Source organism: Pseudoalteromonas sp. Isolate3, from assembly GCF_022398505.1.
GTDB classification, from domain to species: Bacteria; Pseudomonadota; Gammaproteobacteria; order Enterobacterales; family Alteromonadaceae; genus Pseudoalteromonas; species Pseudoalteromonas apostichopi.
In genome coordinates, this window is the sequence record NZ_JAKEVN010000026.1 from 18,303 (window position 1) to 38,832 (window position 20,530).

The following is a 20,530-nucleotide window of genomic DNA, read 5'->3' on the forward strand; positions in this document are numbered from 1 at the left end:
CAACCTTTTTAAGTCATTATTAAAGGTAAAAATTGTATGTATTCTAACCGGTTAAATAATTATATATTTGTTTGTCATAAAAAGGACTTTTGTCGTAAATAGACTAAACTGAGTATATACCTGACGAATAAACCATAGCTTCATCCGCCGCTTGTTTAGTTTATTGGGTATAGCATAAAAATCATAAAACGTAAGGAAAGTGCTATGGAAAAAGCTTCGAACCTTGATAGTAAAATGTATGTGCTTGATACCAATGTGTTACTCCACGAACCCCTCGCTTATTTATCTTTCCAAGAACACGATGTTGTTATCCCCATGACAGTATTAGAAGAGCTCGACCACATTAAAGATAGAAAACATGACGTTAGCCGTGACGCCCGTGTTGCTATTCGTGGTTTAGATGAAGTGCTAAAGGACGCTTCGCCAGAGCAAATGTTGCAGGGTGTCGCGCTCCCTAGTAACAAAAAGGCTAAAACAGATTCTCGTGGCCGCTTAATTATCGTTAATGACCATTTATTTGCAGACAGTATTTCAGGTTTACCAGGCAACGAAAATGACCACCGAATTATCAATTGTGCTGTGCATTTACAAAAGCAACATAGCGACAGCAAAGTGGTGCTTGTAACTAAAGACATCAATATGCGCCTCAAAGCGAAAGGGGCCGGGCTTAAATTTGTTGAAGATTACAGAACTGACCAATTAATTGATGACATAGCGTTGCTTACTAGTGGCTATAAAAAAATTGAAGGCGACTTTTGGCAACATGTTGGTGAGTGCGAAACAGAACAACAAGGCCGAGATACCTATCACCATGTTGCAAAAAGCACGATTAGCGATGTGTTCTGTAATGAATATATTTTAGATGAAAGCGACCACTTTGCAGCTCGAGTAACAAGCTACGATGATAAACAAATTACTTTAAAAGATATCAGTGTTGAACGTTTGATGAGTCATACTGCTTGGGGCGTTAAACCAAAGAATGTGTATCAAGGAATGGCACTTGATGCATTGCTTGACCCAAGTATTGAACTAGTGATCTTAACCGGCCCCGCTGGTTGTGGTAAAACCTTACTCGCGCTTGCCAGCGCCCTTGAAATGATTATAGAAAAAGGCATTTACGATAAAGTTATTGTTACCCGTAATACTCCTGAAATTGCTGAATCAATCGGCTTTTTACCTGGCACGGAAGAAGAGAAAATGGCGCCTTGGTTGGCTGCGATCACCGATACCTTAGAGGTACTACATAAAGGCGATGAAAACCCAATTTCGAGTCGCAATTACATTATGGAAAAAGCCAACGTACAGTTTAAATCAGTAAACTTTATGCGTGGTCGCAGCATTCAAAATGCCGTTGTTATTTTACAACCCCGAATTGGGGGTGTTTTAAAGTTTTTACCCCCTTGTTTTTATTGGCCTGTAGAAAAAGTAAAAAGAATTTCCAAAAAAATTGATTACCTTAGCTACTCTGAGCAGTCTCTCAACAATAAACCTTTACTCAAAATTTGTAATTTACAAGAAAAGTACAACACAAAGCCTAGCAACGATTCAATCTTTTGGGAGGCTGCGTAATGAAAAGCTCTATTGATAATCGAAATCCTCGTGTACTAGACACATCTGCATTAGTACATGATCCAAAATCTATTTTTAGCTACAAAGATGATATTTACATCTGTCTAACTGTCCTTGAAGAGCTTGATAACCTGAAAGAAAGAACTAATAAATCGGTAAGTGCCGATGCCCGTATGTGCATTAGAATGCTTGAAGACATTATAAATGGACATACAGCCGAGGAAATGGAAATAGGTATTCCTTTACCATCTACCGAAACAGCCCAGAGAGGAAAGCTTTTCATTGGAATTGACACTCAATTGGATCTGGCTAAGGAGTTAAAGCACGGGATAGGAAGTGATGCTGATAACAGAATAATTAATTATGCTTTATATCTTCAAAAAGAACTCAATAAAGACGTAACAATTGTTAGCCGTGATATTAATATGCGATTGAAAGCTCGAACAGTTGGGGTTAGGGCTGAGGACGTTGCCGTAGATAATCAAATATCAGATATTGATCTTTTATACACAGGAGTACAGGCTTTTGAAGGCGATCTTTTTGATCGAATTGAATCAGATAAAGATTTCAAAGTCTCAGGAGAGGTTTATACATTCCCAATAAGCTTGTTCAACGATGAAGTTCAGCCAAACATGTATTGGTACGATGAAGCCGGACACATTGGCCGGATTTCAGAAGTAACAGATACTGAGGTATACACAAAATTATTGCCGCGTAAGCAAGAAAAGATATGGGGCATATTGCCTAAAAACCAGCGTCAGGCGGTAGCTTTAAGCCAATTAACAGACACTTACTATGATTTAAATATCATCCTTGGTCCTGCTGGCTCCGGAAAAACTTTTTTGGCAGTTGCTTCGGCGCTGCATCAAGTATTGGAGTTGAAAAAGTACAAAAAAATCGTTGTGGTGCGCTCCAGAGACTTTATGGACGACGATCCGGGATTCTTACCGGGGGATTTAACTGAAAAATCAATGCCTCTTCTGGCAGGTATTACTGACGCATTAATTTCGATGCACTCGGATGATAATCATGAAGGAAATATTCACGCTACAGTTGAACATGTGATCGAAAGAGCTAATATAGAATTTACCAGTATGGCTTATTTTCGTGGCCGTTCAATAGACGATGCTGTTTTAATAATTGATGAAGCACAAAATATGACCCGTGCTCAAATTAAAGGAATGCTTAGTCGCGGTGGCAAAAATTGTCGGACAATCGTATTGGGCAACCTAGCCCAGATTGACGATAAGTTTGTAACACCTGCTTCTTCTGGTGCAAGTGCGGCTGTTAATGTGTTTCGTCATTATGAAAAAGGATCAGTGCTGATTTTTGATGAAGTAGAGCGTAGTAGCTTGGCTGAATTCACTGAAAAGAATATGTAGGCATCAAACTACCATTCACATTTCCTTATAATATTGCGACAATGGCCACTGCTTTTTGCAGTGGCTTTTCAGAGAAGCCCGTTCCCACGAAAACAGGACGAAATGGATTTACTCTGAACTAAAAGATTAAATATTCACATAAAAACTGAGTGACATAGGTGCGTGGCCTAGCGTTGCCGTTTTTTGGTGTATTGATGTCTTTTAAAAAAGAAGACCTGCTAGTAAATATAAAAAGGCAGGCAAAACGATTATCTAAATTATTAACTATTCCCCTTGGACAAGCCCAAGAAGGGGCAGCTATTTGTCTATATGGCTGTGACAGTTACAGCGATTTACTAGTAAAAATAAAAGCTGAATCCTTTGACAACCCATTGATAGCACTGTCTGCACTCTCACCAAACTCGGAAATATTTTTAGTAAAAATATTAGCTAGCCACCTAGATAGCATTATTGGAAATTTTGAAAAAAAATTTCCCGGCTCCAATATAAATGAAGAGATGGTCGTATCCTTGTTTGGGCTTAGCTTTTCAGAGTTCAAACTCAAAATATCTACCTAAAGTTGTACAAATACGTAAGTTGTCATTTTGTTTTTTGGCGATATTATAATAAGAAGGCTGAACGGACAGCCTACGCCTACACATGTTTTTCGCCTTGAAAAACGTGAACAGTGAAGCGGAGCATCCGTAAAAATTTGGTTATTTGAACAATAAATAAAGCAATGTGTTGGTAGGCCATTGTTTATTAGAAAGTTGTTTGGAGAACTAAATGATCTCACTTTATCAATTAAAGAATAAACTCAATAAACAAGCAAAAGAGTTTGCTGAGTTATTAGAGTTTCCTGATCTTTACGCCCAAGGCCTGTGGGCTAGAGGTGTTTATAACTGCCCTCATTTTTCTGATACCCATAATAGCCTCACTGAAGCATTTGAACAGAAAAAACTGGATTCAATTCTAAAGCACGATTCCCTGAAATACTTAATGATCAATGAATACGATGATCAAGAAATTATTGAATCGCTTCATAAAGAAATTGAGTCAATGGCAAACCGTATTGAAAGCCTGATGCTGGTAGATATCGAAACATTAGAGTTAGTTTCAGTGATATACCAAGTATTAGGGTTGCCAGAAGATGCCAAGTTTATTGTAAACACTGGTGCTGACTTTAGGCTGGAGTGGCGACCATATTTCGATGCTTTTGATGATCCGTTGATAGTTCAATATGCAGATTTAAAAGTTCATGGTTGTTATTTCAGGCTCATAGCTTCAAAGTTTCCGGTTGAAAAGCTTTCCTTGAATGACATTAAACAATACATGTACATCAATCATGTAAACCATGATAGTGAGTTCGAAGGCTGTATTTCTGAAGGAAATACATTTTCTAAGCATGAGCACTGGCTGGTGTTGACACTTGAATTATTCCGTAGCGGCAAAGTAAATAAGGCTCAGTTCAATCCAACAACCTTCAAAATCGAAGGTATGCGCTATTTGGTATATGGCTTCCCACTGATTCCTTCCTTTGTATCTGATTGGCACAAACCTGATTTATGTCTACAGGTTAAAAATCTAGATGGTGATCAAAAGTTCATTGTTCGTATCGATCAGCAAGCTCTTGTTTTCCATGCACGACGTGTCGATACCAATTTTTTTAACACCATCGATTATGAAAAATATATTTCGTTGTATCAGTCTAGCGTTCTGTCACATTTTGATGCTGACAACAATTTACTAAAAGTTAATGGAGTTAAGTACCTTAGTTTTTTCCGCCCGTTTTGCCTAGAAGATAAGAAGGAAGCAAAAGCATGAGACCAAGAGTAAAACTAACTAACGCAACACTTATCTCAATTAAATCTGACTTAGAAGATAAGGTTGAACAGGTGCTTTACGCTACTTTTGCTGAGGATAGTAAGAACGGTAAAAAAGGTGAGGCTTTGTTTTCCACGAAAGTCATGGAAGTAAACGGTCTTGAATATAGAACTTTTGGTGCTGACTTTTATATCTTAGATGCAGAACCCCAAAAGTTTGATGTAGATGTATTTGAGTTCAATTTAATGCATGAGTGTATGTACTCTCCAAATGAGCTATTAGAGTTGCGAGAAATGCTCCCTGCTGGCTATTAGTAGGGAGTAACAAATGGACAAAACATATTTAAAGGATGCTTACATACTCTCGGTCTATGACTATAAAGACTTTGAAAAATCATTTCTTGGGGAGTTTTTGTCAGGGGTTGTTATTGACGATGAAACATTCAGATTTCGGCCATTTGAGCAAATGGTAACTTCAAAGATTGTTAGCAAATCTGCTGATGAGGATAAGTTAGAAATATACACACATAGTGAGAGTTGTTATGTGATTGATGCTGACCATAAGTTAATTGATATTTCGTTTGTTGAACTGGTTGTTATGAGGGCGGGAGCTTATTCGGTAGATCGAGTTTTAGAAATGAGAGAGCAACTTAAGTCTCAAAATAAAAGCCATTGAATAACGAAGATAAGAAGTCTGATGAGATTATTATTTGTCACTTACCTCTTTGAAAAAGTTGACGTTAGTCAAATATTCATAAATGTTTACATGACATCAATTTACTTATTCGAAAATTTGTATTAGCATAGACATGTATATTTTTATGAGAATTTTATGTCTAAAGCATTTTCAAAAGTCTTAGTGATAACGCTTATGCTGTTTGCCTTTGTAGGGCAAGCATTTGCGTATTCTGCTATGCCTTGCGAAATGTCATCAGGTTCTCATGAATCACACATGAACATGAACATGAACATGAACATGAACATGAACATGGATCATGGTGATATGAATAAAAGCAGTAATGGTCAATCAGAAGATTGTTGTGACGTTGAATGTATTTGTCCTGCAAATGCTTGCTCATCTACGACAGTCCTAAATTCCAGTATTGATTCGACAGATATTCAAATATTCAGTGAATCTGTAGCTGCTCTGCAATCTAAACAACCTCATTCAATTTCCACTTCCCTTTATCGTCCACCAATTTTTGCCTAATACAGGATTAGTGCGTCCAAATTTCGCGCACATGTAATTAATTTTTCTGTTAGTCAATATAGCGTCGTAGCGCTATAGATATTTTCCAGCGATGTCTGGGGGCAAAAATGATCAATAAGTATTTAAAAATAGCAGTAGTAATGCTGCTTTCACCTGCGTTTGCAAACGCCAACGAACATAACCATGCACACAATAACGACGTAACACCTTTGGAGTTAATCGTTTATAAAACCCCTAATTGTGGGTGTTGTAAAAAATGGATAACTCATATTGAAGACAAAGGGAACGTTGCGCATTCCAAAGATTTCCGAAACATCGGCAACATCAAAACTAAGTATGGTATCAAACCTAATTACCGTTCATGCCACACGGCAGTGAGTAGAAATGGATTTGCCTTTGAAGGTCATATACCTGCTAAATTTATTCAGCAGTTCTTATCAGAAGAACATCCCAATGCGATTGGGCTTTCAGTTCCAGCAATGCCAGTTGGCTCTCCCGGTATGGAAGTCGATGACCGCTTTATGCCATACAACGTGTTAATTCTATTTAAAGATGGAACGAGCAAAGTCTATGCAAAAGTTAAAACATACGAGGAGCAATTCTAATGAAATTGAACTCTTCAAACCTTACTTCACTTTCAACTGCATTAATACTCGGCTTATCTGTATTCTCAGCTCAAGCTGAGAAAGTAGTGTCGCTTGAACAAGCTATCACCTTAGCTCAGCAAAATGATCCTTGGCTTCATGGTAGCCGGTTGAAACAAAGTGCAGTTGAAAATAGAAGTATTGCTTCAGGTACTTTGCCTGATCCGAAAGTATCGCTAGGGATAATGAATTTACCAACAGATACTTGGGATTTAGATCAGGAAGGAATGACTCAGCTAAAGGTTGGCGTCTCTCAAATGTTTCCGAGAGGCGACAGTCTAGAGATCAAGAAAGACCAGTTACAAATTGAGTCCACGAAATTTCCACTGTTACGAGAGGATCGTAAAGCTAAGTTGAAAAGCCAAGTGTCACAACTTTGGTTAGATGCTTACTTAGCCCAACAAACTATTAAATTGATTGAAGATGATTGGTCTCTTTTTGAGCAGATGGCGGAAGTGGCTAAAGCTAGCTATTCAAACGTTGTTGGTAAAACTAGACAGCAAGATGTTATTCGTGCTCAGTTGGAAATCGTGCAGTTAGATGACAGATTAACTTCGCAAAAGCAGAAACTAGAAACGACAATCGCTCGTCTCAATGAGTGGCTTCATATTTACGATGCGGATCGTTTGAATGAATCATTCAACTTTGACGCGCAACCATTAGAGTTTAGGGTTTCTAAAAAGTTACCTGCAATTACTCTGAATAATCCAACAGTCCTAAAAGCATCTAATTACTCAAGAAATCTATTGGCTCAGGAACTTGCTAATCATCCAGCCATACTTGCAATTGATGTAAAACGCAAAGCTTCAGAAAAAGGAGTTGAGTTAGCCAAACAGCAATATGAGCCGCAATGGGGTGTCAATGCGAGCTATGCCTATCGTGACAATATGCCTTCTGGTGATAGCCGAGCTGATTTATTTTCTGTTGGGGTAACGTTTGATTTGCCTTTGTTCACTGAGAATAGACAAGATAAGCAAGTTGCAGCTTCTATTGCTGATTCAGAAGCTATAAAAACCGAGAAATTATTGCTGACAAAACAAATGATCAGTGCGGTGGAAAAGGAGCTTAGACAGCTTAAACGTTTATCTGACAGGCAGTCTATTTATCAAAAACAACTTCTCAAACAAACGCATGACCAAGCTGAAGCGTCATTGACGGCTTACACCAACGATGATGGTGATTTTGCCGAAGTTGTTCGAGCAAGAATCGCAGAATTAAATGCCAGAATAGCAGCCTTAAAAATTGATGTTGACGCACTTAAAACAGTTGCTCGCATTAACTATTTCTTTTCGTACTCTCAAACTAACTCAAATGCTGAGCATAAGCCAATGCACACTTCGCACAGAATGAATCAACACTTATCCAATCAGCAATTTGGAGAAAAATAATGTCAACGAATACTAAAACACCAAATTTGAAACTAGTAGCCGCCATCATCATTGGGGCAGCACTAGGTGCTGGAGCATTAAGTTTATATCAAGGTACAGGTTCAAGCGGTAATGGCAATGAAGCTACATCAGGAGAGAAAAAACCGCTGTATTGGGTTGCACCGATGGATTCTAATTACCGTCGTGACAAGCCCGGTAAGTCGCCTATGGGTATGGATTTAATTCCTGTGTATGAAGAAGGATCATCTGGTGATGACTTTGGCCCCGGAGCCGTAAAAATCGCGCCTCATGTAGTGAATAATCTTGGGGTTCGCACTGCTCCTGTTGAGCTTAAAAATATGCATACTGAAATATCAACCGTAGGTTACGTTCAATATGATGAAGATAAGCTAATTCACATCCATCCACGTGTAGATGGTTGGATAGAAAAGCTCTACGTCAAAGCCGCAGGTAATCCTGTTGAGAAAGGGCAGCCTCTATATACACTATATTCTCCTCAGCTAGTTAACGCGCAAGAAGAACTATTAATAGCTATAAAGCGCAATAATAGTTCCTTAATTGCGGCGGCCAAAGATCGGCTTAAAGCGTTACAGCTTTCAGCAGACTTTATTCAAAAGCTAGAAAAGACACGAAAGGTTCAGCAAAACATCACCTTTTACTCCCCTCAGGCAGGTGTTGTTGATGGTTTGAAGATTAGAGAGGGTTTTTATGTAAAGCCGGGAAACACCATATTAAGCATTGGTCAGCTAGATCAAGTTTGGGTTGAAGCAGAAGTGTTTGAACGTGACGCAGCCTTAATTAAAGAGGGACTTCCTGTATCAATGACACTTGACTATTTACCCGGTGAGGACTGGGCTGGTGTCGTTGATTATGTCTATCCAACCTTGAACAGTAAAACACGCACACTCAGAGTGAGGTTGAAGTTTGACAACCCTGACTATCAATTAAAACCAAACATGTTCGCACAAGTCTCTATTCACGCTAATCAAGCTGATAGCACCATACTTGTGCCTAAAGAAGCTGTTATTCGAACAGGTAAACAAGACAGAGTTGTACTTGCGTTAGGGGATGGCCAGTTTAAATCTATTGAAGTGACTATTGGCCGTGTTGATATCGATAGTATCGAAATCTTAGAGGGCCTTAATGAAGATGATGTTGTGGTGACATCAGCTCAATTCTTGATTGATTCTGAATCAAGTAAAAGCTCTGACTTTAAACGAATGACTCACGATGAAGTGCCCAACTCTGTTTGGATGCAAGGTGATGTTAATAGTGTTATGACTGGGCATCGCATGGTTAATATCAGTCACGGCCCCGCTGAAGCTTGGGATTGGCCTGAGATGGTTATGGATTTTACTGTGGCTGAAAAAGTTGATATTGACTCATTAAAGTCTGGTCAATCTTTGCACTTTGAGGTGAGTAAAACCGAAGATGGTGGATATGAAATTACTGGAATTCATATCATGAGTGAGTCTGCTGATATGAGTGAAGAAGTATCTTTTGCAACAGTATCAGGTCTAATCAATGCGATTAATGTTGATACGCGTATTCTAAATATTAGCCGAGGCCCAATAGAGAAATGGGATAGACCTGCTGCGACGATGGATTTTATCGTCGCGGACAATATAGAAATAGTTGATTTCAATGTTGGTGATAACGTCACTTTCACTTTTGAGGTGAGAAATAATTTGGTTATCACTGAAATCTATCTTGAATCAAATGAGCAACTAAAGCATGAACCTAAAAGTGCTGTTGACCATTCAAATCATTAAGTTAGGAGATAAATAATGATTGAATCAATTATTAGGTGGTCGATAGGTAATCGCTTTTTTGTCATCTTAGCTACCTTAATTTTGATTGGTGGTGGGTTATTCTCAATTAAAAATACACCAGTTGATGCATTACCAGATCTTTCTGATGTTCAAGTGATAATTAAAACGAATTATCCCGGTCAGGCACCACAAGTAGTGCAAGATCAAGTTACTTACCCTTTAACAACAGCAATGCTGTCAGTTCCGGGGGCTATTACAGTTCGGGGGTATTCATTTTTTGGAGACTCCTTTGTTTATGTCATCTTTGATGAAGACACCGATTTATATTGGGCAAGGAGCAGAGTACTTGAATATTTAAGTCAAGTAGCCCCTTCGCTACCTGCTACCGCACGCCCACAACTAGGACCTGACGCCACAGGCGTTGGCTGGGTTTATTTATATTCCCTTGTAGACAAAACGGGCAGCTTAGATATTAGCCAATTGCGTAGTATTCAAGATTGGTTCTTAAAATATGAATTGCAAACTGTACCGGGAGTTTCTGAGGTTGCTGCTGTTGGTGGCATGGTTAAACAATATCAAATACAAGTCGATCCCGATAAATTAAGAGCCTACGGTATACCACTTAGTCACATTCAAATGGCACTTAAACGTGGTAACCAAGAAACAGGTGCCTCAGTTGTTGAAATGGCGGAAGCAGAGTACATGGTTACCGCAACTGGCTATATCAAAAGTATTTCCGACATAGAGTTGATCCCTCTTGGTGTTAACGCACAAGGAACCCCGCTTACCATTGGCGATTTGGCGGAAGTCAACCTAGGTCCACAAATGAGACGAGGCATTGCTGAACTAAATGGTGAAGGAGAAGTCGTTGGTGGTGTTGTTGTTATGCGCTTTGGTGAAAACGCACAAAAAACTATTGATGGAGTAAAAGCCAAATTAGAAGAGTTAAAAAAAGGTTTACCCGAAGGAGTTGAAATAGTTACGGTTTATGATCGCTCTGGCTTAATAGGAGAGGCGGTAGAAAACCTATGGAGTAAATTGCTCGAAGAGCTTGCTGTCGTCGCGATTGTATGTGTTGCATTTCTGTTTCATTTGCGATCTTCGATTGTTGCAGTTGTCACTCTACCTATTGGCATCTTAGCTTCATTTATCATCATGCATATGCAAGGTATCAATGCGAATATTATGTCATTAGGTGGTATCGCTATTGCAATTGGTGCGATGACAGATGGCGCAATAGTGATGATTGAAAATATGCATAAGCATATGGAAAAGACACCGCTAACGGATGAAAATCGTTGGCAAATAGTCTCGAAAGCTGCAAGTGAAGTCGGTCCAGCACTATTTTTTAGTTTGCTCATCATTACAGTCTCATTCTTGCCAGTATTTATTTTGGAAGCGCAAGAAGGAAGAATGTTTTCTCCACTTGCTTACACAAAAACATATGCAATGGCCGCATCAGCAGGCTTAGCGATAACATTAGTTCCTGTTTTAATGGGGTATTTTATTCGAGGAAAAATTGTTTCAGAAAAGAAAAACCCTTTAAACAGACTGCTTATTGCTATCTACATGCCTGTTTTAAAGCAAGTTATGAAGTTTCCTAAATCGACAATAGTAGCAGCAATATTAGTGACGATTGTTGGTTTTTGGCCTGTCGATAAAATTGGTAGTGAATTTATTCCTCCTTTAGACGAAGGCGATCTTATGTATATGCCGACTACCTATCCGGGAATTTCCATTGGTAAGGCAAGAGAAATTCTACAGCAGACAGACAAGCTAATTAAAACAGTGCCAGAAGTTGAAACAGTATTTGGTAAAGTAGGAAGAGCTGAAACTGCAACTGATCCCGCGCCTCTAACTATGATTGAGACCTTCATTCAGTTGAAGCCTCAAGAAGAGTGGCGTGAGGGAGTTACAACAGAATCTCTAAAAGCTGAGTTTGATAAGTTGGTTAAGTTTCCGGGCTTGACGAATGCTTGGGTTATGCCAATCAAAACTCGTATTGATATGTTGGCAACAGGTATTAAAACGCCAGTAGGTATTAAAGTAGCAGGAGCTGATTTAAATACGATTCAAGAGATAGGGCAACAAATAGAGCAATTGTTACCAGAGGTGACAGGAACCGCTTCAGTTTATTCTGAACGAGTTGCAGGTGGACGATATATCAAAGTTGATATTTCTCGTGAGAAAGCAAGTCGTTTTGGATTAAACATCGATGACGTACAACAAGTAGTTTCAACTGCTATTGGTGGGATGAATGTCACTCAAACAGTAGAAGGTCAAGAGCGTTATCCTGTCAACTTGCGATACCCACAAGATTATCGTGACTCTCCAGAGCAGTTGTCGCGCTTGCCTGTTGTCACTCCAAATGGACAACGCATCGCACTAGGTGACGTAGCTGAAATAAAAGTAGAAGTAGGCCCTCCGGGGATCAAGAGTGAAAATGCACGTATTAATGGTTGGACGTTCATTGATATAGAGGGCGTTGACGTAGGTACTTATGTTGAAAGTGCAAAAGAGCATTTAGCTAAAAATCTTATATTACCAGCAGGTTATTCGATTACTTGGGCTGGTCAATACGAATATATGGAAAGAGCCAAAGCCAAGCTTACTTACGTTGTTCCATTGACGCTCGCCATTATTGTTATTTTGCTTTATTTGAACTTCAGAGCGTTTAGCGAAGTTGCGATCATCATTGTGACTTTACCGATGGCAATGATCGGTGGGTTATGGTTGATGTATTTAGAAGGGTTCAACTTCTCTGTAGCAGTTGGTGTAGGCTTTATTGCTCTGGCTGGAGTAGCTGTTGAGATTGGCGTAATAATGTTGGTATATCTCAATCAGGCGCTCGCTGAACTTAAGGAAAAAGCGAAAGAGCGAGCAGAACTCATCTCAGAAGATGAATATCAAGATGCCTTATTGCACGGTGCTGGATTACGTGTTCGTCCTGTAATGATGACAGTAGCGACAATCATTATCGGCCTAATGCCTATTTTATATGGTACAGGAACAGGCTCTGAGGTAATGAGTCGTATTGCTGCACCAATGGTAGGTGGGATGACAAGTGCAGTCCTGCTAACTCTAATTGTTTTACCCGCGATTTATTCAATCGTTAAAAAGCCCGAAGTAAACGCCTTTAACAAGGAACTTTCTAACTCGGAGCTAAAAAACAATGCTTAGAAAAGCTAGGAAGTACCATAAATGGCTAATGGCATTTGTAGGGATACAATTCCTTTTCTGGTCGATTACTGGTGTGTATATGGTGACTATGGATATTCACTATATACACGGCGAAACCTTGGCTAAGAGTGAGGAAGCCAAAATAGATTTAGCAAGTATGGATTACTCCATTGTAAAGCTAGCTGCGGATTATCCTAAAGCTAGCCAAGTTACACTTACTCAAAGTATGGGCCGTCCTTTGTATTCTTTTATTAATGGAGAAAATGGAAAAGTAGCAATAGATGCTAAAACTGGAGCTGTTCAGGCCCTTGTAGATGAAACCAAGGCTAAAGAAATCGCACAATACCATTATGTGCTGAATCATCAAATCGACAGCATAAGGTTGATTAAGTCAGCGACAAACTTGCCTGCTGAGTTGTCCCCAAGGCATTTACCTGTTTGGAGAGTGACGTTTGAGCAATTCTCCACACCGACATTTTATATAAGTCAACAAACAGGATCACTTGTTGCCAAGCGTCATGATTACTGGCGATTGTTTGATTGGATGTGGCGGTTCCACATTATGGATTACTATGATGGAGAAAACGTATCTAACTGGTTTTTGTTCTTGGTCGCAACTCTAGGTCTAATGGGAGCAATTACTGGCGCAGTATTGACTTATTACCGAGTGCTTTCCCCAAATAAAAAGAGAGTCATTTGATGCGACTATTTAAGTTAAATACAACGATACACAAGTGGCTTTCTTTATTTGTTGGTTTACAACTGCTTATTTGGTTGGGAACGGGCCTTTACTTCAATTTGATGGATCACAGTAAAGCCAGTGGTAATGAACTTAGAGTTCATTCTCATCATGAAGGTAGCATTACAGGCTTTGACCTATTCCCTATTAAAGACATTACTAGTAATGCTCCGCAGGAAGTAAACCTTATATGGGTTTTACATCAGCCTTACTATCATTTTGTGTTCGATAAGGGGCAGCATAGCTATCAAGAACGCCACTCAAAGCTATTTGATGCTGTAACAGGAAAGCCATTTAATTTGTCTGAAGAACAAGTACTAACTTTGGCAAAAAACTCCTACTCAGGACAGGGTAAGTTAACTACTCCAGTGTTATCTCAACCTCCGTTTTCTGATCACGTAAGGCAGCAAAATCCTATGTGGCAAGTTGCCGTTGAGGATGAGAACAATACAACTATTTATTTAGATAGTATTACAGGTCAAGTACTTCGCCATGCCAATGATGATTTCAGATTGAAAGATCTGATGATGAAGCTTCACTTTATGGACTATGGCAATTCTGGAGGATTTAACCATTGGTTGATCATTGCATTTGCTTTTGCAACGCTATTCCTTTCAATTACTGGTGTTACTTGGCTGATACAACAGTATCGAAGTGGTTTACTGAAGCTAGGTTGGGGCACTAATAGGCAAAAAGTGGCAGTGACGTTTTCCAATGAAAATACTATTACTGACATCTCAGCAGTTGGTCGCTCAACTGTATTAGAAGGGCTAGCTAGTTCACATGTATACCTTCCTTCAGGTTGCGGTGGTGGCGGTACTTGTGGCAAATGCGTGTTCTTAAGTTCAACTAAATTACCTATCACACTATCTGAAGAGGAACATTTATCTCAGGAGCAACTTAAGGAAGGTTATCGGCTTGGATGTCAGCATAGGTTCTCTGAAATTAGTTCAATTGAAGTTAATACTGATCGCAATATTGAAAATCATGAGCTAGTTGTGGTTGCGACTAATTTCATTACTCCTTTTATCAAGGAAGTGAAATTTAAGCTGAAATCAGGCAAACAGTTGGCATTTAAAGCTGGTGCATATATGCAATTTGATGTGCCAGCAGGGATGAATAGCTTACGTCCAGATGATATGCCAGAGTGCTATGAAAAATACTGGGATAGCTACTATCATGGAAAATTTTCTCATAACGGTGCAACTCGCCACTACTCATTAGTTAACTTTGACGAGGAGTCTGATGAGTTAATGTTTAATATCCGTTGGCAGACCGCAAAGAATGGTTTTAAAGCAGGAATAGGTTCAAGTTATTTAGGTTCACTCCAAGTAGGTGAAACGATAACTGCAAAAGGCCCTTTTTCTGATTTTTATGCCACTTCAAATAAAAAAGTTAGTCGCGTGTTTATAGGTGCGGGTTCAGGACTTGCACCACTAAGGTCTATTATTTTTGAACAGTTGAAAAAGCATAAAGATAAAAGTGGTTTGACTCTTATCTATGGTGCGCGAACTGAAGATGACTTGCTATACCATAATGAATTGAAGTCACTGAGTGAGAAGCATAAAAACTTCTCTTATATTCCTACTCTTTCTAATCCTTCAGAAGAATGGCAAGGGCACTCAGGCTATGTTCAAAAAGTACTTCTGCCGTATATGAACCAAAAATCAGAACTGCTTTTGGCTGAGTTTTACTTGTGCGGTCCAGAAGCAATGATGAGTGAAGTGGAAAAAATAATTACAGATGCTGGGATTCCAAGTAATCAAATTTTCAAAGATAAATTTAGTCGTTAATCCATTAAATAAATAGAGGTAAATATGAAAAAACTAATTAAATTTTTAACCGTAATCAGTGTCGTTTTTAGTAGTGCGGTATTTGCGCATGTGCATCTTGAAAAAAGTGTGCCTGCTGATAATGCAATGCTAATGAATCCTCCAGAAGAGTTAACTTTGGTGTTCACCAAAGAGGTACGGGTTGTAAAAGTTTCATTGGCCAATAAACAAGGCGAAGAATTTAAATTTGGATTCGAGCCTTCTAAAGTCGCTACTAGCAAATTTACATGGAAACTACCTAAATTAGCTCCTGCAAACTATGCTGTGGATGTAACCTTCTTAGGTAACGATGGTCATAAAATGAAACATAGCTTCGGCTTTATGGTTCACTAAAATAGGCGGTGTGATTGATATGGAAATGTATATCTGGAATACAGTCATTGTACTGTCAAAAATTGTATTTTACGTCGGCTTTGCCTGTATTGCCGGCTATACATTTTTCAGACAAATTTTTGAGCATAATGAATCTCATAGTAATGCTGTAATAGCGAATTTAACGTGGACAAGAACTTATATAGTTATGGCTTTGATCGCTAATATTACTTGGTTCTTTGCCAGTACTGGTGCAATGGCAGAAGAGGGAATTCAGGGGGCGATAGACGCTGATATATTGGCTATTATGTGGGACTCCTCTGTCGGCACTGGAGCTTTGCTTCGAGCGCTTGGGCTAGTTACCGCAATAATCGCTTTAGCTTTAAGGTTCAAACTCGCTGTGAACTCGTACTTAAAACAAAGCGCTTTAATGTTGAGTTTATTAATCCTTGCATACTCATTCACGTTACTGGGTCATATTTCTGAGTTAGGCACAATTGAAAAAGGCTTGCTTATTTTGCATGTGCTCGTTATGGCATGGTGGTTTGGGGCGTTATTGCCACTAAAACAGGCTTGCCATCAGCTAAGTTATGCAGAACTTCATTTGCTGATGGAAAGCTTTGGCAAACAAGCAAGTTTTACATTGAGCCTATTGTTGGTAGCAGGCCTCTGGCTCGTGATTCAATTGGTCGGAAGTCTTGATGCACTAATAAGCTCAAGTTACGGACAAACACTGTTGTTTAAATTGGCCCTTGTAGTGTCTATTTTGGCACTTGCTGCTAAACATAAACTAATACTCGTTCCACAACTTAAAAATAGTCAAGGCAGAGAGGCTTTATCTAAATCTATCTCGATAGAAATGGTAGTAGCTTTTGCCATTTTATCTGTAACGGCTGGGCTTACTAGTGTTGTTGGCCCTGCAAATTAAAACCTAAAAGAGAGAATGAAAATGAAAATGAAAACAATAAATATATTACTCGTTTTATTAATGACGTTTAGTTTCGCAGCAAACGCTCATGGTGATAAGAACAAAGACAAAGGTTTGTTTAAAGGTATAGATACCCCAGCCGCAAAAGTTGTTTTGGCATTTCATCAAGCACTTGAAACTGGCAATCAAAAACAGGCTAGAGCACAGTTAGCGGATGATGTCACCATTTTCGAGGGAGGCCGCGTTGAAAGGAGCGCTGATGAATATGCTCATCATCATATGTTGTCGGATATGAAGTATTTAGCAGCGATGAAGAGCGACACACTTGAACATCAAGTGACGATACTTGGAAATACCGCTATCTCTGCGTCGCGCAGTCAAACTACAGGTACTCATAAAGGTGTTGAACGCGATTATCAAGGCATGGAAACGATGGTGCTGGAAAAACAAAATGGTGAATGGAAGATTAAGCACATTCATTGGTCACATTAATTTATTGTTCAAACAACGGAGAGTAAAATGAGAAATAACAATCCATTACATCAAGTTTCTACGCCACGTAGACGCTTTGTACAAGGATTAGCTGCTGGCGGTGTATTAGCTGCTTTTCCAAGTGTTCTTCATGCAGCTTCATCTTTGCTTGCTGGAACTTCAACAGGTACTGCGCCCGAACTAAGTGGGGAAGTCATAGATCTGGTGATAGATGAGTCACCAGTAAACTTCACAGGTGTTGTAAGAATGGCTACAACAATCAATGGCTCAATACCAGCTCCTACCTTGCGCCTCAGAGAAGGTGATGACGTTACTATCAGGGTAACGAATAAATTATCAGTGCCGAGTTCAATTCATTGGCATGGGATCATTCTTCCGTATCAAATGGATGGCGTACCGGGTATTAGCTTTAAAGGTATAATGCCGGGTGAAACCTTTGTTTATAAATTTAAGCTGCAACAAAGCGGCACATATTGGTATCACTCACACAGTGGTTTTCAAGAAATGACAGGTATGTACGGCGCATTAATTATTGAGCCAAGAGAAAAGGATATTATTAGTGCTGACAATGAGCATGTCATCCAATTGTCTGATTGGACTGATGATGACCCAATGGATTTGTTTCGCAAGTTAAAAGTACAGAGCGATGTATTTAACTTTAATCAACCTACTGTTCCAGAGTTTTTTGATGACATTTCAAATAGCAGCGTTTCAAATGCGCTACAACGCCGGGAAATGTGGAATAAAATGAGAATGAACCCTACAGATCTTGCAGACTTATCAGCATCTGCAATGACTTTTTTAATGAATGGTTGTGCGCCTTTGACAAATTGGCGTGGAATGTTTAAAGCTGGCGAAAAGGTTAGGCTTAGATTTATTAACGGTTCTAGCAATACGTTTTTTGATGTAAGAATACCTGAGCTGAAGTTAACAGTTGTACAAGCTGATGGACAAAATGTTGAACCTGTGACAGTAGATGAATTTAGATTTGGTCCCGGTGAAACTTATGATGTACTTGTCGAGCCAAAAAATGACGCATATACGATTTTTGCACAAAGCATGGATCGCTCAGGTTATGCTAAAGGTACTTTATCAATGGCACCTAACGTTGATGCACCAGTACCTTCTTTAGACCCCGTTGAGTGGTTAACGATGACAGATATGATGGGCAATATGACCCATGATAGTGTGCATTCTACAATGGCTGATACGGCAGGTATGTCGGGCATGAATTCTAATAAAATGGATCATAGTGCAATGGGTCATGGAGCGATGGCAATGGGTCATGGAGCGATGGCAATGGATCATAGTAAACATGGAATGACTAAAAACCCATTAGCTGTTGCTAGCACTAAAGTGCGTCATGCAAAAACAGAGTATGGAGCTTCTGTTGATATGCGTGTTGATATGCCTAGAACAAACCTTGATGATCCCGGTATAGGTTTACGTAAAAATGGACGCCGTGTTTTAACACTTGCAGATTTACATTCTCTTGAGGGAATTACAAACCAGCAAGAGCCAGAGGCTGAAATTGAATTACATTTAACTGGAAACATGGAGCGTTATAGCTGGTCATTTGATGGCTTGGAATTTGGAAAAAGCACGCCAGTTCACATGAAGCATAATCAACGTTTAAGAGTTATTTTACAAAACGATACAATGATGACACATCCAATGCACCTGCATGGTATGTGGAGCGATTTGGAGAATGAAAAAGGTGATGTACAGGTTCGTCGCCATACTATCCCTGTACAACCAGCGCAAAGAATTAGTTTTTTAACAACACCTCATGACGTAGGTCGCTGGGCATGGCATTGCCATTTATTATTCCACATGGATGCAGGTATGTTTAGAGAGGTAGTTGTATCATGAGAAAATTAATACTAACCAATACGTTAAAACTATTATTAATAGGTTTGCCCCTTATAAGTGTATCTGTATCTGCAAAAGATGAGATGACTGAGATGGGTGATTCTAAAATGCAAGCACAAGGTGGAGATGCACCTAAAGATGCTAGAGACCCTCATGCTTATGCCGCAGGTACAACATTGACTGAAGGTCCTTATGCACTCAATAGCGACAAACGACTGACTTTGGCAGATGAGCATTCATTTTACGCGCTACTAGGGGATCGTCTTGAATATAATGAGCAAACAAACGCAGGTGTTTTTGACTTTCAGGCATGGTATGGCACTACTTTTGATAGATTAGTCATCAAAACTGAGGGAGATTTTAGCGAAGGTAATTTAGAGGAGAACCAAACAGATTTTCTATGGGGCCACGCAATATCTGCTTATTGGGATACACAAGTCGGTATTCGACTTGATTACAATAACGAAGGTGAAAACCGCAAATGGCTAGCTTTTGGTTTACAAGGTCTAGCCCCCTACTGGTTTGAAATTGATATGACTGCGTATTTAGGAGAGCAAGGTAATAGTGCATTTTCGATCGAAGCTGAGTATGAGCTATTACTTACTCAAAAGTTAATTGTTCAACCACGAGCAGAGTTGACGCTTTACGGTAAGGATGACGTCCAAAATAACCTTGGTAGTGGCTTATCTAGCAGTGCTATTGGTTTTCGGGTTCGTTATGAGTTTACCCGCCAGTTTGCTCCCTATGTTGGCGTTGAGTGGACAAATAAATTTGGTAATACAGCCGACTTTGCGAAGTTAAATGGGCAAAGTACGCGTGATACTGCTTTTGTTGCAGGTATCAAGTTCTGGCTCTGATGTGAAGAAATACTATATTGACTTGATGAGAGCTACCGCAACTATATTGATGGTAGCTTTCGTTTTTTGGGATTTAAACCATTTTAGTTATGTTAGGAAAGGCCTAGCTAATAGTTTTTTTGGAAAGAACTAAGAGCAGTAATAGTAAGCTACTTCTTGTTTTCAGTCGGTGCCAGTCTGGTGTATACCTATCAAGGTGGAATATCAGCTAAGAAGTAAAGTTGGCGAATGTTTAAGGTTAAAGAGTCAAGCCAAAAAACATCGCCATTGAAAGACGTACAATAGGCTATTTTATCACTTTTGATGAACGGGAATTGGGTGTGCTCGGGATAGAACCGATTGTTGCAAAGTACTGCGCTTAAAGCTGAACAATTCGAAAAATGATCCCTTTCTCAATACCTAGTTATGAGCGTAGGGTTTTTATTTTTTTAATGGTGCTCATGCTTGGCTTCAATCTCATGAGTATAAATTAGACACCCCTTTTATACTTGTTAAGTTTAAGCTGTTTAAAAAAGTAAAAAGTAAAAAGTAAAAAGTAAAAAGTAAAAAGT

Annotated in this window: 18 protein-coding genes; all 18 read left to right on the forward strand. The window is 39.3% G+C overall.

Annotated elements, in window-relative coordinates; genetic code table 11:
• Positions 1 to 204 precede the first annotated feature (204 nt).
• The 18 genes from L1D46_RS07705 (at position 205) to L1D46_RS07790 (ending at position 19,979) form a co-directional block, all read left to right on the forward strand.
• Positions 205 to 1,569 carry a PIN domain-containing protein gene (locus tag L1D46_RS07705; RefSeq protein WP_239977232.1) on the forward strand — a complete coding sequence of 455 codons (1,365 nt, stop codon included), beginning with the start codon at positions 205 to 207 and terminating at the stop codon, positions 1,567 to 1,569.
• Positions 1,569 to 2,951 (forward strand): PhoH family protein, encoded by a 1,383-nt coding sequence (locus L1D46_RS07710; RefSeq protein ID WP_016708262.1) that lies wholly within the window; start codon positions 1,569 to 1,571, stop codon positions 2,949 to 2,951. Before L1D46_RS07705 ends, L1D46_RS07710 begins: the two co-directional genes overlap by 1 nt.
• A gap of 194 nt (positions 2,952 to 3,145) precedes the next feature.
• On the forward strand, positions 3,146 to 3,508 hold the full coding sequence (locus L1D46_RS07715; RefSeq protein ID WP_016708261.1) for a hypothetical protein: 363 nt from the start codon (positions 3,146 to 3,148) through the stop codon (positions 3,506 to 3,508).
• A gap of 208 nt (positions 3,509 to 3,716) precedes the next feature.
• Positions 3,717 to 4,754 (forward strand): hypothetical protein, encoded by a 1,038-nt coding sequence (locus tag L1D46_RS07720; protein WP_239977233.1) that lies wholly within the window; start codon positions 3,717 to 3,719, stop codon positions 4,752 to 4,754.
• Complete coding sequence (locus tag L1D46_RS07725; protein ID WP_045979610.1) at positions 4,751 to 5,068, forward strand: hypothetical protein; 318 nt, start codon at positions 4,751 to 4,753, stop codon at positions 5,066 to 5,068. Before L1D46_RS07720 ends, L1D46_RS07725 begins: the two co-directional genes overlap by 4 nt.
• 13 nt (positions 5,069 to 5,081) lie before the next feature.
• Positions 5,082 to 5,429, forward strand: coding sequence for a hypothetical protein (locus L1D46_RS07730; protein WP_045979609.1), 348 nt, complete (start codon positions 5,082 to 5,084; stop codon positions 5,427 to 5,429).
• Positions 5,430 to 5,585: 156 nt separating this feature from the next.
• On the forward strand, positions 5,586 to 5,963 hold the full coding sequence (locus L1D46_RS07735; RefSeq protein ID WP_239977234.1) for a hypothetical protein: 378 nt from the start codon (positions 5,586 to 5,588) through the stop codon (positions 5,961 to 5,963).
• A 107-nt stretch (positions 5,964 to 6,070) separates the two neighbouring features.
• Positions 6,071 to 6,568 carry a DUF411 domain-containing protein gene (locus tag L1D46_RS07740; RefSeq protein WP_063528221.1) on the forward strand — a complete coding sequence of 166 codons (498 nt, stop codon included), beginning with the start codon at positions 6,071 to 6,073 and terminating at the stop codon, positions 6,566 to 6,568.
• Positions 6,568 to 7,995 carry a TolC family protein gene (locus L1D46_RS07745; RefSeq protein WP_235378252.1) on the forward strand — a complete coding sequence of 476 codons (1,428 nt, stop codon included), beginning with the start codon at positions 6,568 to 6,570 and terminating at the stop codon, positions 7,993 to 7,995. The genes L1D46_RS07740 and L1D46_RS07745 overlap by 1 nt, the downstream gene beginning before the upstream one ends.
• Entirely contained in the window at positions 7,995 to 9,767 is a 1,773-nt protein-coding gene (locus L1D46_RS07750) for an efflux RND transporter periplasmic adaptor subunit (protein WP_075594016.1), read from the forward strand. The genes L1D46_RS07745 and L1D46_RS07750 overlap by 1 nt, the downstream gene beginning before the upstream one ends.
• Positions 9,768 to 9,782: 15 nt before the next feature.
• On the forward strand, positions 9,783 to 12,947 hold the full coding sequence (locus L1D46_RS07755) for an efflux RND transporter permease subunit (protein ID WP_239977235.1): 3,165 nt from the start codon (positions 9,783 to 9,785) through the stop codon (positions 12,945 to 12,947).
• Positions 12,948 to 12,975: 28 nt separating this feature from the next.
• Positions 12,976 to 13,647, forward strand: coding sequence for a PepSY domain-containing protein (locus L1D46_RS07760; protein WP_235381756.1), 672 nt, complete (start codon positions 12,976 to 12,978; stop codon positions 13,645 to 13,647).
• A complete protein-coding gene (locus tag L1D46_RS07765) occupies positions 13,647 to 15,479 on the forward strand; it encodes a 2Fe-2S iron-sulfur cluster-binding protein (RefSeq protein WP_239977239.1) in 1,833 nt (610 codons plus the stop codon). Before L1D46_RS07760 ends, L1D46_RS07765 begins: the two co-directional genes overlap by 1 nt.
• Positions 15,480 to 15,503: 24 nt before the next feature.
• Complete coding sequence (locus L1D46_RS07770) at positions 15,504 to 15,851, forward strand: copper resistance CopC family protein (protein WP_010558032.1); 348 nt, start codon at positions 15,504 to 15,506, stop codon at positions 15,849 to 15,851.
• A gap of 19 nt (positions 15,852 to 15,870) precedes the next feature.
• On the forward strand, positions 15,871 to 16,758 hold the full coding sequence (locus L1D46_RS07775) for a CopD family protein (RefSeq protein WP_045979603.1): 888 nt from the start codon (positions 15,871 to 15,873) through the stop codon (positions 16,756 to 16,758).
• A gap of 21 nt (positions 16,759 to 16,779) precedes the next feature.
• Positions 16,780 to 17,250, forward strand: coding sequence for a nuclear transport factor 2 family protein (locus L1D46_RS07780; protein ID WP_008467847.1), 471 nt, complete (start codon positions 16,780 to 16,782; stop codon positions 17,248 to 17,250).
• 27 nt (positions 17,251 to 17,277) lie between these two features.
• A complete protein-coding gene (locus L1D46_RS07785) occupies positions 17,278 to 19,122 on the forward strand; it encodes a copper resistance system multicopper oxidase (protein WP_239977236.1) in 1,845 nt (614 codons plus the stop codon).
• Complete coding sequence (locus L1D46_RS07790; protein ID WP_016708246.1) at positions 19,119 to 19,979, forward strand: copper resistance protein B; 861 nt, start codon at positions 19,119 to 19,121, stop codon at positions 19,977 to 19,979. The genes L1D46_RS07785 and L1D46_RS07790 overlap by 4 nt, the downstream gene beginning before the upstream one ends.
• Positions 19,980 to 20,530 lie beyond the last annotated feature (551 nt).

Excerpts from the sequence above, each read along its gene's own strand:
- L1D46_RS07720 (WP_239977233.1), top strand. The coding sequence starts at position 3,717 with ATGATCTCACTTTATCAATTAAAGAATAAACTCAATAAACAAGCAAAA.
- L1D46_RS07770 (WP_010558032.1), top strand. The coding sequence starts at position 15,504 with ATGAAAAAACTAATTAAATTTTTAACCGTAATCAGTGTCGTTTTTAGT.
- L1D46_RS07785 (WP_239977236.1), top strand. The coding sequence starts at position 17,278 with ATGAGAAATAACAATCCATTACATCAAGTTTCTACGCCACGTAGACGC.
- L1D46_RS07730 (WP_045979609.1), top strand. The coding sequence starts at position 5,082 with ATGGACAAAACATATTTAAAGGATGCTTACATACTCTCGGTCTATGAC.
- L1D46_RS07760 (WP_235381756.1), top strand. The coding sequence starts at position 12,976 with ATGGCATTTGTAGGGATACAATTCCTTTTCTGGTCGATTACTGGTGTG.
- L1D46_RS07725 (WP_045979610.1), top strand. The coding sequence starts at position 4,751 with ATGAGACCAAGAGTAAAACTAACTAACGCAACACTTATCTCAATTAAA.
- L1D46_RS07745 (WP_235378252.1), top strand. The coding sequence starts at position 6,568 with ATGAAATTGAACTCTTCAAACCTTACTTCACTTTCAACTGCATTAATA.
- L1D46_RS07710 (WP_016708262.1), top strand. The coding sequence starts at position 1,569 with ATGAAAAGCTCTATTGATAATCGAAATCCTCGTGTACTAGACACATCT.
- L1D46_RS07765 (WP_239977239.1), top strand. The coding sequence starts at position 13,647 with ATGCGACTATTTAAGTTAAATACAACGATACACAAGTGGCTTTCTTTA.
- L1D46_RS07790 (WP_016708246.1), top strand. The coding sequence starts at position 19,119 with ATGAGAAAATTAATACTAACCAATACGTTAAAACTATTATTAATAGGT.
- L1D46_RS07715 (WP_016708261.1), top strand. The coding sequence starts at position 3,146 with ATGTCTTTTAAAAAAGAAGACCTGCTAGTAAATATAAAAAGGCAGGCA.
- L1D46_RS07755 (WP_239977235.1), top strand. The coding sequence starts at position 9,783 with ATGATTGAATCAATTATTAGGTGGTCGATAGGTAATCGCTTTTTTGTC.
- L1D46_RS07705 (WP_239977232.1), top strand. The coding sequence starts at position 205 with ATGGAAAAAGCTTCGAACCTTGATAGTAAAATGTATGTGCTTGATACC.
- L1D46_RS07775 (WP_045979603.1), top strand. The coding sequence starts at position 15,871 with ATGGAAATGTATATCTGGAATACAGTCATTGTACTGTCAAAAATTGTA.
- L1D46_RS07780 (WP_008467847.1), top strand. The coding sequence starts at position 16,780 with ATGAAAATGAAAACAATAAATATATTACTCGTTTTATTAATGACGTTT.
- L1D46_RS07740 (WP_063528221.1), top strand. The coding sequence starts at position 6,071 with ATGATCAATAAGTATTTAAAAATAGCAGTAGTAATGCTGCTTTCACCT.
- L1D46_RS07735 (WP_239977234.1), top strand. The coding sequence starts at position 5,586 with ATGTCTAAAGCATTTTCAAAAGTCTTAGTGATAACGCTTATGCTGTTT.
- L1D46_RS07750 (WP_075594016.1), top strand. The coding sequence starts at position 7,995 with ATGTCAACGAATACTAAAACACCAAATTTGAAACTAGTAGCCGCCATC.